Source organism: Streptococcus respiraculi (genome assembly GCF_003595525.1).
Taxonomy (GTDB): domain Bacteria; phylum Bacillota; class Bacilli; order Lactobacillales; family Streptococcaceae; genus Streptococcus; species Streptococcus respiraculi.
This window is the reverse complement of record NZ_CP022680.1, coordinates 133931-145084: the sequence shown is the minus strand read 5'-3', so window position 1 is coordinate 145084 and position 11154 is coordinate 133931. Positions and strand designations below refer to the sequence as shown.

12 protein-coding genes and 1 other RNA gene are annotated in these 11154 nt (G+C 42.4%); 1 reads left to right on the top strand and 12 read right to left on the bottom strand.

What is annotated here, in order from left to right; translation table 11 throughout:
- Nucleotides 1-92: 92 nt before the first annotated feature.
- The 9 genes from CHF41_RS00680 to CHF41_RS00640 all read right to left on the bottom strand — a co-directional run bounded on the left by CHF41_RS00680 (nt 93) and on the right by CHF41_RS00640 (nt 7712).
- Nucleotides 93-809 (bottom strand): L-ribulose-5-phosphate 4-epimerase, encoded by a 717-nt coding sequence (locus CHF41_RS00680; RefSeq protein WP_119875550.1) that lies wholly within the window; start codon nt 807-809, stop codon nt 93-95.
- A 1-nt stretch (nt 810) separates the two neighbouring features.
- Nucleotides 811-1674: an L-ribulose-5-phosphate 3-epimerase gene (locus CHF41_RS00675; RefSeq protein ID WP_119875549.1), complete on the bottom strand. Its 864-nt coding sequence runs from the start codon at nt 1672-1674 to the stop codon at nt 811-813.
- A gap of 3 nt (nt 1675-1677) precedes the next feature.
- Nucleotides 1678-2343, bottom strand: a complete 666-nt coding sequence (locus CHF41_RS00670) for a 3-keto-L-gulonate-6-phosphate decarboxylase UlaD (RefSeq protein WP_119875548.1) — start codon at nt 2341-2343, stop codon at nt 1678-1680.
- 763 nt (nt 2344-3106) lie between these two features.
- Nucleotides 3107-3592, bottom strand: coding sequence for a PTS sugar transporter subunit IIA (locus tag CHF41_RS00665; protein ID WP_119875547.1), 486 nt, complete (start codon nt 3590-3592; stop codon nt 3107-3109).
- 62 nt (nt 3593-3654) lie between these two features.
- Nucleotides 3655-3933, bottom strand: a complete 279-nt coding sequence (locus CHF41_RS00660; RefSeq protein ID WP_119875546.1) for a PTS sugar transporter subunit IIB — start codon at nt 3931-3933, stop codon at nt 3655-3657.
- A 99-nt stretch (nt 3934-4032) separates the two neighbouring features.
- Complete coding sequence (locus CHF41_RS00655) at nt 4033-5484, bottom strand: PTS ascorbate transporter subunit IIC (protein ID WP_119875545.1); 1452 nt, start codon at nt 5482-5484, stop codon at nt 4033-4035.
- A 168-nt stretch (nt 5485-5652) separates the two neighbouring features.
- Nucleotides 5653-6174: a YjbQ family protein gene (locus tag CHF41_RS00650; protein ID WP_119875544.1), complete on the bottom strand. Its 522-nt coding sequence runs from the start codon at nt 6172-6174 to the stop codon at nt 5653-5655.
- Nucleotides 6161-6868, bottom strand: coding sequence for a triose-phosphate isomerase (locus CHF41_RS00645; protein ID WP_119875543.1), 708 nt, complete (start codon nt 6866-6868; stop codon nt 6161-6163). The genes CHF41_RS00650 and CHF41_RS00645 overlap by 14 nt, the downstream gene beginning before the upstream one ends.
- Before the next feature lie 4 nt (nt 6869-6872).
- Complete coding sequence (locus tag CHF41_RS00640; protein ID WP_119877108.1) at nt 6873-7712, bottom strand: class II fructose-bisphosphate aldolase; 840 nt, start codon at nt 7710-7712, stop codon at nt 6873-6875.
- Between the two features lie 148 nt (nt 7713-7860).
- Here CHF41_RS00640 and CHF41_RS00635 point away from each other — a divergent pair, with 148 nt between their 5' ends.
- On the top strand, nt 7861-8802 hold the full coding sequence (locus tag CHF41_RS00635) for a sugar-binding transcriptional regulator (RefSeq protein ID WP_119875542.1): 942 nt from the start codon (nt 7861-7863) through the stop codon (nt 8800-8802).
- 166 nt (nt 8803-8968) lie between these two features.
- Here CHF41_RS00635 and CHF41_RS00630 read toward each other — a convergent pair whose 3' ends face one another.
- The 3 genes from CHF41_RS00630 to tadA all read right to left on the bottom strand — a co-directional run bounded on the left by CHF41_RS00630 (nt 8969) and on the right by tadA (nt 11146).
- Nucleotides 8969-10318: a glucose-6-phosphate isomerase gene (locus CHF41_RS00630; RefSeq protein ID WP_119875541.1), complete on the bottom strand. Its 1350-nt coding sequence runs from the start codon at nt 10316-10318 to the stop codon at nt 8969-8971.
- Nucleotides 10319-10489: 171 nt separating this feature from the next.
- Nucleotides 10490-10587: signal recognition particle sRNA small type (gene ffs, locus CHF41_RS00625), an RNA gene on the bottom strand.
- 31 nt (nt 10588-10618) lie between these two features.
- Nucleotides 10619-11146, bottom strand: a complete 528-nt coding sequence (tadA, locus tag CHF41_RS00620) for a tRNA adenosine(34) deaminase TadA (RefSeq protein ID WP_119875540.1) — start codon at nt 11144-11146, stop codon at nt 10619-10621.
- Nucleotides 11147-11154 lie beyond the last annotated feature (8 nt).

Below are 11154 nucleotides of genomic sequence, written 5' to 3'. Positions count from 1 at the left end.
AATTCGTGTTGTCCTGCTCCCTCTCTTTTCTATCTATGGTCATTTGGGTCTAGGCAAGACACGTTTGTCACAACCTAATCCAAACCCAATGACTAGTGCACATCACCTTTTTGCCCATAGTAAGCATTTGGACCGTGTTTGCGCAGATAATGTTTGTCCATGATGTACCTAGGAGCGGACTCTACACGCGGATTGATCTGCTCGGTGAAGCGATCCATTTTCGCCACTTCTTCTAATACGACCGAATGATAGACAGCCTGCGCTGGATCTTTTCCCCACGTAAAAGGACCATGATTGCGCACGACAATTCCAGGAACCGCAACAGGATTAAGACCACGTTCTGCAAAGGTTTCAATAATGACGCTACCTGTCTCTTTCTCATAGGCTGTATTCACTTCATCAGCGGTCAATGAGCGGGCGCAAGGAATAGGACCATAAAAATAATCCGCATGCGTTGTCCCATAAAAAGGAATATCACGGCCAGCCTGTGCCCAACCGACCGCTTCTGTCGAGTGAGTGTGGACAACAGCACCGATTTCTGGCCAAGCTTTATAAAGTGCTACATGGGTCGCAAGGTCAGACGAGGGATTCAAGTCACCCTCAACAACGTTTCCGTCTAGGTCAGTCACGACCATATTTTCTGGGCTTAATTTGCCATAGTCTACTCCAGATGGTTTGATGACAATCCGTCCCAATTCACGACAGACTTCAGAGACATTGCCCCAAGTAAATTTGACCAAGCCATGTTCTGGAAGAGCTACGTTGGCCTCATAAACACGCTGGCGCATCTCTGATAATGATTTTGGCATACTAACATAACCCCGCTTTCTCAATCAATGGGTAAAGAAAATCTTGGGCTTCTTTAATAGCTGCCCGTGTTTCCTCTACAGTTTCACAATTTTCAGACCACATTTCGATTAAAAATGGTCCTTGGTAATTGGTTTTCTTTAAAATGGCAAATGTGTTTTCCCAATCAACACACCCTTGTCCAAACGGTACATCACGGAATTGCCCCTTAGAGGTTTCTGTCACGGCATAGGTATCTTTCAGATGAAGCGCCGCAATCGCTTTGTGACCAATGAGAAACTCACTGTACAAATCATTGTGCCAGGCAGAGAGATTGCCTGTGTCTGGGTAGACAAAGAGGTAGGGGGAGTTGATTTCTTGGGCGACTGCTAAATATTTTTCAATGCTATTGATAAAAGGATCGTCCATGATTTCAATAGCGAGCATGACCTGAGCCTGCTCCGCCCAATCACACGCCTTACGCAGATTTTTCAAGAAACGCTCACGTGTCTCTGGTGATTTTTCTTCATAATAGACATCATATCCTGCCAGCTGAATGACCCGCACACCCAAGTCCTGTGCCAACCCAATACATTTTTGCATGGTTTCAAGTGACTTGGCCTCAAGGACCGGATCGTTTGATCCAAGCGGATAACGACGATGACCTGAGAAACAAATAGTCGGAATACGGAGGCCTGTTTGGTAAATCGCTTTTACCAACTCCAAGCGTTCCTCCTTGGTCCACTCAAGCCGAGCGAGGCGCTCATCACTTTCATCGATTGACATTTCCACAAAGTCAAAGCCGAGGTTTTTTGCAAACTCCAAGCGCTCTATCCATGTAAAGTGTTTAGGAGTTGCCTTTTCATAAATTCCAATCGGTCTAGCCATAGCCTACCCCCAAATGCGGCGGATTTCATCCTTAAAGGCACGCGCTGCTGCGGCTGGATCTTCTGCTTCTGTAATGCCACGACCAGCGATAAAGGTAAAGACATCTACTCCCTCAAAAAGTTTTAAGGTCCCAATATCAAGCCCCCCTGTAACAGACACGCGGAAGCCCATATCGATCAATTTTTTCACCTTATTCAGGTCTTTTTCCCCCCAGGTTTCACCTGCAAGAAGGGCATCACGAGATTGGTGGTAAATGGCTTGAGAAATCCCTGCATCAAGCCACATTTGAGCATGTTCATATGTCCAGTCACCATAGAGTTCCACTTGGATTTCTCCCTTGTCACCACGGACTTCTTGAATGGCTTTAAGGGCTGCTTTCATGGTTGGAATGGTTGCTGAACAGATACAAGTCATCCAGTCAGCCCCACGCACCGCATTGTTTTTGGCAACGGTACCACCAGCATCTGCACACTTGGTATCTGCTACGATGATTTTATCAGGAAACAGACTACGCAGCACCTCCACCAATTCACTTCCCACTTGAAGCAAGCAAACTGTTCCAGCCTCAATCACATCTACCTCCTGCCCAACGGACACTGCCGCTTTAATAGCACCCTGCAAATCGGAATGGTCAAGCGCAACCTGTAAATTTGGAATATGTTTTGTCATACGAATCTCTTTTCTATGTTTTTTTGATTGTGATACACCACGAACAATGTGAGCTAGCTTTTGATCGTTTTCTGAAAACTACCGAAAGCCATCATGTTTGTATTTGAATGCGAGCTAAAATCTCGGAAAATAGATGAGCCTTTCTAGAAATACGATTTCTTCGTCAGTCTCCCTTATTTTCTATCGATTTTTTTACGCTCTTATATCATGACTATTTGAATGCGAGCTAAAATCTCGGAAAATAGACGAGCCTTTCTAGAAATACGATTTCTTCGTCAGTCTCCCTTATTTTCTATCGATTTTTTTACGCTCTTATATCATGATTATTTGAATGCGAGCTAAAATCTCGGAAAATAGATGAGCCTTTCTAGAAATACGATTTCTTCATCAGTCTCCCTTATTTTCTATCGATTTTTTTACGCTCTTATATCATGATTATTTGAATGCGAGCTAAAATCTCGGAAAATAGATGAGACTGGCTTGAAATGCGATTCCTGCGCTCGTCTCCCTTATTTTCTACCGATTTTTTACACTCTTATATCATGATTATTTGAATGCGAGCTAAAATCTCGGAAAATAGACGAGCCTTTCTAGAAATACGATTTCTTCGTCAGTCTCCCTTATTTTCTATCGATTTTTTTACGCTCTTATATCATGACTATTTGAATGCGAGCTAAAATCTCGGAAAATAGACGAGACTTTCTAGAAATACGATTTCTTCGTCAGTCTCCCTTATTTTCTATCGATTTTTTACGCTCTTATATCATGATTCTAAATCAAGTCCCTCCAAATATGGACTGTTCTTAGACTCTTCCACCATAGCAAGGACTTCTTCCTCTGATTGGCAATTCACCAAGCGCTCGATTGAATTTTCCAACTCAAAAAGTGCGATGATTTGTGGAATGGCAACCGATGTATGAATATCTGAACTGGTCGCAGCAAGGGTTAAGAGCACGCTAACTTCTTTCCCATCTGGAAAGACAACTGGTTTGGTTAAGGTAATCAAGGCAAAGGCATCACGCATCACACCTGCTTCTGGTCGGGCATGTGGCATTGCCATGCCAGGCATCAAGATATAGTAAGGTCCATATTCGTTAGTGGATTCGATAATGGCATGATAATATTCTTCTTTGACCGCTCCGCTTTCAATCAAGGGATCGACTGCTAAGCGAACTGCTTCTTCCCAAGTATCAGCCGTCAAGCCAAGACGAATCGACTCGTTTTCTGTAAAAGCTTTTTTCAAATTCATATTTGCTCTCTCTTTCTATGAAAGAGGTCGGGTACTTTCTCCCAACCTCCTCTAAAGTATTACTACAGAACTTCTTGCAATTTTGCCTTAATTTCATTGTCGTCCATCAGGTTATCAAGACCGACCAATTTTCCATTGGTACGACCTTGCAATTCATCAATCAGATGAACAGAGGCGATGACAATGTCATACCCTGCCGCAAGTCCCTTTGCCTCACCAACGCTACAAGAATTCACTGTAAAATCACTTTGACCAAGATTACGAAGAGCATTTTCCACCTTCATCTTAATCACCATAGATGATCCCATACCATTTCCACACGCTGTTAGTACTTTAACCATTTTCTTTTCCTCCTGATTGTTTTATTTTTGATAGTTGTTTATCTATTCCGTTTAACAAGCTGAGTTAACAACGTCAGCAAATTGAAACGGAACCTCGTCTTATTCTTGAGCTTCCCCACGATAGTACGCTTCTTTATCCTTTGCTCTTGCAAATTGGATTTGTGGAATAGCAAGGAAGAACAAGCACACCAAGACATAACCAATAATACCAAGTCCTTTGAAAAGATAGCCAAATCCTAACCATGGGAACTCAAAATCGATATTCCCGTGATAACCACCATAAGCCGCCAAATCAAGAAGGGCAACGCAGGCTGCACCGAGTGCTACTTGAAGCACACCTGAAATAAAGGATAGGATGACCGCTGCTTTCCAACCACCGCGCTTGTCTGCGTAAACCGCAATCGCAGCATTGTCAAAAAATACTGGTACGAAACCGGTGATAATAAGAACTGGATTTTTAAAGACAATCAACAGAACAATGGTAATCAATTGACCAATCAAGCCACAAGCAAATCCTGAAAGTACCGCATTTGGAGAACCAAAACCGTAAGAAGCTGCAACGTCCACCGCTGGGAATGAGCCTGGGAGGAGCTTGCTTGAGATACCTTGGAAGGCATTCGTCAATTCGGTTACGAACATCCGCACCCCTTGCATCAAGATAAAGAGGTAAACAGAGAAAGTAAAGGCTGTTTGGACAATATACATGTAGAAGTCTTGTTTGGCTGGATTAAACGGTGTACCTGACGTAATGACTTCTTTATTTGCCATAACTTCAGGACCTAAAACCAAGAGAATGCCACCAAAGAAGACGAGCATCAAAGTTGCAGAGGCAACAACTGTATCATGGAAAATCGACAAGAATTTTGGCAATTTTAAGTTGTCCAAGTTTTCTTCTTTATTACCAAGTTTCCCAGCAATTTTATCGACAAACCAGATTGCAAATTGTTGTTGGTGACCAATGGCAAATCCACCACCGCCTGTCAAGCGTTGCGTTGCTTCAACGGTCATATTAGAGCTGACGGCCCAGTAAAGACCACAAATGACCCCGATTGCTGTAATCCCATAACCATTTCTCAATTGAGGAATGAGGAAAAGCACCATCAGTGAGATGGTTGCTGCCTGTTGCACCATGATGTGACCAGTAATAAACAAGGTCCGTACCTTGGTGATTTTACGGAAGGCAACGAGCAAGATATTGACCCCAAAACCAATCAAAAGCGCTGTTGTTGCTGCTTTGACAAAGTCAGGAAACATTTCTTGAACCTTAGTATTAGCTGCCGCCAATCCAAAGTATGGGTCGATAACTGCGGCACCAATCTTAAACTTGAAGTTAAGCGCTGCAAGGATCGGACGGAAAGTTGTGACCAAGCCACCCGCTGCAACGTTCAAAATCATGTACCCTACCGTAGCTTTGACAAAGCCCGAAAATACTTCATGCCCTGGCTTTTTCAAGAGTGCATATCCTAAAAGGACCAAAAGTCCGACGAAGAAGGCTGGATTCTGCAAAATATTTTGCGAGAACCAATTGAGAATGTTATTCAAAATCTCCATTCTAGTTTCTCCTTTTTTATTTTTTTGTTTTTCCTAGTTTCATTATAGAACTTGGAAACGCATACAAAAAGACCAAATAAAGCACATGATTGTGTTCACACTTGGACTGTATTTGCTTGAACAACTGTAGACACAAAAAAACCAACCATCCTCGGTTGGTTTTTCCATCTATACTCCAAATACAGTCACCTGGCACTTACGAACTCGTTCACGAGTCTTATCGTAGTCCACAAAGTAGAAATAACCTGTGCTACCTACTCCTAAATCGCCAGCTGTCACATCGACCATTTGACTAGATCCAATCAAAGTTGCCTTGAGATGACTATCCCCATTCCATAGAGCTCGCCGATCACCATCAGGTAGATATTCGGCTGCATTGGGCCAAGCCTCAACACACTTGTAATGCTCTTCTCCAGGATAGATATACGTATCTGCATCCGTGTGATCTGGAATAATTTTCTCCAAAACATGATTCAAGTCTACTTGTAGAAATTCGTCTCCCTCATCCGTATAGTCGTGAACAAATTCTTCAAAAAAGACGGCACAGGTTGTATGGGGCGAAATCATGGTTAAGAGACCATTTTCAATCCCACTTTTTTTGACAATTTCTCTTAATTGTGGCGTAATATCGACATAGGTCGCCTTTCCTGCCTCGGTTTCTACTGTAAAGGTTTCTTTATACATTTTCATGCTTTTCTCTCCATGCTGTATCCGCTGCTTTAACCATTTCTCTTAACATATCATGTGGCTGTTCTGCTTCTGTAATTCCACTTGTGCAGCCAGAACCATCCGCGCCCAATTCAATGACTTTATAAACATCTTCTGCTTTACTGATACCTGCTGCCTGCATGACTAGCGTATTCGGTGAGATAGCCTTGATTGCTTCATTTGTTGCAGTAACATAAGAAGCATCACTCGTGTTTCCTGTTCCAATCAACTCTGTCGGTTCACAAAGAATGATGTCCGGCTGTAGTGTTGCTACTGCTTTTGCTTCTTTAATTGAATTAGCACAAACAATTGTTATCATTCCCAATTCGTCTGCGCGTTCAACCGATTTAACCAATGCATCAAATGTTAGAGGACGTTCTGCATGATTCAAAAATGTAGCTCTTGCTCCTGCTGCATAAACCGAATCAGCTAACACATGTCCCATACCACGACCTGGTTGAATCCCGTCGATATGTTGAGCCGATACAATTGCCTGATTTGTATGCCTAGCAACCGCACGAATATCTGCAAATGGACTTGTTATAAAGACAGATACCTCAGGATATTCAACTGCTAGTTCTTCTGCTACTTTTGCAAATCCTTCTAACTCTTCCCCATAAAGATAGGATTTGGGATTAAACATAAAAAATGGTGCTTTTACTTGAACTTTACTCATACGATTACTCCTTTATTGCTTGCGTACCAAATACATCATAGTAATGGTCTAACATAGTACCCATTGCCTGGTCTGCGACTTGTTTGAGACTGATATAGTCTTGTGGTACCTCATCTTGAATAGCTTCAAAAGCCGATACGATAAAGTCTGTATAGATATTGATTTTGGTAATCCCCTCATGGGCACAACGACCGAGATTCTCATCCCCTGATGACGAACCACCATGAAGGACAAGAGGAACAGAGGTCAACTCAGCAATTTCATGCAGGCGGTTAAAATTGATATTTGGTACACCTTTATAGATTCCATGAGCCGTTCCGATTGAAATAGCAAGAGAGTCCACATTAGTCTGGGCAACAAATTCCTGTACATCCTTCACTTCTGTATAAACAGAGTCTGTCACTTCAGCTGCTTCTGACGTGTCATTTGCCCCAACATGTCCCAATTCCGCTTCGACAACGACACCACGTGCATGGGCATATTCGACCACTTCCTTGGTCAGACGCACATTTTCTTCAAATGACTTCTGCGAAGCATCAATCATAACAGACGTAAAACCAAGATCAATCGCACGCTTGATAAAATCAAAATCTTCTCCGTGATCCAAATGAAGGACAATCGGCACGCTGACCGAATCTGCCATCACATTTCCAATCGCAGCTGCCTCTTCTAAGGACAAGATGGACTGGTGAGATTGAGCATAGGCAAGCAAGAGAGGCAAGCCCCGCTTTTCAGCTGTTTGGACAAAGGCCCGCGCAGAATTCAAATCAATAAAATTTGCATGAGGAATGGCAAATCCACCCTGCTTAGCTACTTGATATATGTGTTTCGAACTTGTTTTCATCTGGTCATCCTCCATCATTATTCGAATCGTTTCTTCTCCTTTAGTATACTCTCACTTTTTTCATCTGTAAAACTTTATTTAAAGGAAACTTTACAATTGTAAAAAGACGAGGTAGAATAAGAAGAGAAACAAGGGAGTATTTTACATTATGAAGGATCGTCACCAGCTTATCTACCAGACTGCCTTACTGTACTATAAGGAACAAAAAAATCAGTCGGAAATTGCCAAACAACTCCAGCTCAGCCGCCCCACCGTTGCCCAGCTATTAAAAGAAGCCTTGCAACAAGGAATTGTGCAAATCACCATCTCGCCCAAGGCCAACCCAAATATCCAACTGAGCCAGCAACTTACCGAAAAATACAACCTCCAAACCGTTATCATTACCCCGACAAAGGCATCCGAACACCAAACCAAGGTCGCCCTAGGTACTGCTGTTGCTGAATTTGTTGAGCAATATGCCCATTCGCTCTCCTCTATCGGTATTGGCTGGGGCTCTACCCTCTATGAATTTGTTCAAGCTGCCAAAACCATGCCCTATCCCCACCTTAATATCGTCCCCCTAATGGGCGGAGCAAACGTAGAGTTACTGCATCTCCATTCCAATCATCTATGTTTTCGACTAGCAGAAAAATATAGCGCTACCGCCAGTTATTACTACGCCCCTGCTATCGCAGATCATCCTCTCTTAAAAAAAGAACTGATGCGCTCATCCTTAATAAAAGAGGCACATAAAAAGGCTCTTGCAGTAGATCTTGCCATCGTCAGTATTGGCAACCCTCGCGAATCCTCTACCTATCAACAACTAGGAGTCGTCACCCCAGAGGATGAAGCAGATATCATCGAAAAGAAAGTTGTCGGTGACGCCCTCGCTAGTTTTTATGACGAGGAAGGCACTATTTTAGAAACCAGTCTCACTAAACGAATGGTCGGCATTACACTAGACGAATTGGAGATGATGAATGAAGTCGCTATTATCGCATCCGACTTAATCAAGGCTCCTAGCCTCTTCGCCTTATTACGCAAAGGCTGCGTTGACCACTTGATTATCGATGAGAGTATCGCCCACTATTTGGCAGAGCAACATTATTAATCTTCTCATAAAACGAAAGAGAGTGAGCAAAAAGTCTTAAAAATAATAAATGGCTTAGATTAACGTTATCAAGAAACGTTGATTCTAAGCCATTTTACATTGTTCAATTTTTAAGAGAAAGGCTAAAAATTGTTTTTATCTAGCCTCTTGTCTGTCTATCTAATGATTAAAGACGAGCGTTCAATTCTGCTCCAAGTTCTTCAAATCCTGGTTTACCAAGAAGGGCAAACATATTTTTCTTGTAAGCTTCTACCCCTGGTTGGTCAAATGGATTTACGCCATTGAGGTAACCTGAAAGGGCAATCGCAAGTTCAAAGAAGTAGATAGTGTAGCCAAGTGTAAACTCGTCTTGTTGTGGAAGAGTGACAAACATATTTGGTACACCACCGTCTGTATGGGCAAGAAGCACACCGTCCGTTGCTTTCTTGTTAACGAAATCCACATCTTTTCCTTGAAGGTAGCCAAGACCATCCAAATCTTCTGCCATTTCTGGAATCAAGATATTTTTTCTTGGTTTGTCGACACGAATGACTGTTTCAAAGAGATTACGGTAGCCTTCTTGAATAAATTGACCAAGTGAGTGCAAGTCAGTTGAGAAGTTAGCTGACGTTGGATAAATCCCTTTTTGGTCTTTTCCTTCTGATTCACCAGCCAATTGTTTCCACCATTCGCTAAAGTATTGAAGAGAAGGCTCATAGTTGGCCAAGATTTCAGTCACATAGCCTTTTCTGTAAAGGATGTTACGAACAACTGCATATTGGTAAGCTTCATTTTCTGCAATCTTATCCGAAGCGTAGTCCTTACGAGCTGCATTTGCACCTTCCATAAGAGCTGTAATATCCGCACCTGAAGCCGCAATTGGAAGCAAACCTACTGCTGTAAGAACAGAGAAGCGTCCACCGACATTATCTGGAACCACGAAAGTTTCCCAACCATTTGCGTCAGCTTCGACCTTAACCGCTCCACGTTCGCGGTCAGTAGTTGCATAAATCCGTTTGTTTGCTTCTTCTTGACCGTATTTGTTCACGAGCAATTCTTTGAAGACACGAAAGGCAATCGCTGGCTCAGTAGTCGTACCTGATTTTGAAATCACGTTTACTGAGAAATCTTTATCTGCCACATAGTCTACCAAATCAGCCAAGTAGCTAGATGAAATGGAATTTCCTGCGTACAAGATTTGTGGCGCTTTGCGCTCATCTTTCGTTTGCAAGTTGACAAAAGAAGTATTCAAGAAATCAATCGCAGCTTTTGCACCGAGGTAAGAACCACCGATTCCAATCACAACCAAAACATCGCTATCTGACTGGATTTTTGCAGCAGCTTCTTTAATACGTGCAAACTCTTCTTTGTCATAGTTTTCTGGTAGATCAAGCCATCCGAGCATTTCAGCTCCTGCCCCAGTACCCTTACGCAAGTCCGCATCAAGTGCTGTTACTTGGCTTTGTAAAAAGTCCAATTCCGTTGGAGCAACGAATTGTCCCAAAACTTTTGAATAATCAAATTGGATATGTGCCATTATAAATCCTCCATTTTTTCTACATACCTAATGATAACGCTTTATTGGATTTTTTTCAAGGAAATTCTATATTTTCAGCTATTTTCATAAAATATTCTATATATTTTCTTAAAAATGTGAAAAAATCACATATTGTGAGGTTTATACCCGATGTCCATAGTTAGGATATAAAAGAAAAATATAAAAAGAGCACACACTCGACTTCGCTTAGGGCTGCTGGATTCCTCCCCTGACCCGCTTCACGCACAAGTGTTGCTCCACTTATCATTATACCATAAATCTCAGATTGTGCAACCATTCTCAATCGTCCTCATGCTCTTGAGACTGCTGAATCTGCTTGAGAGCTTTCTTTTTCTCACGCCCTTGACGGAAAAAGGTCTGCATTATCCTAGCGCATTCATCTTCTAAAACACCTGTTTCGACGGCAACACGATGATTCAGACGCTCGTCTTGCAAAATATCATAAAGGCTGCCTGCGGCACCGAATTTCTGATTCGGCGCACCATAGATGACCTGCGGAATCCGTGCTAGGCCAATCGCACCACTACACATGACACAAGGCTCAATAGTCACAAAGAGCGTTGTATCGAGTAAGCGCCAATTTTTTTCTTGCTGATTAGCTTCTTGAATGGCCATGATCTCTGCATGTAAAATGGCTTGATTTTGCTCCTCACGCGCATTGTGCCCTCGGCCAATGATGACACCGTCTTTGACAATGACACATCCAATCGGAATCTCATCTTTTACTAAGGAACGCTCTGCTTCTTTTAAAGCCTCCCGCATGAAATACTCTTTTTCTTCTTGACTATAGCTATTTTTGATGTCCATGTCCGTAT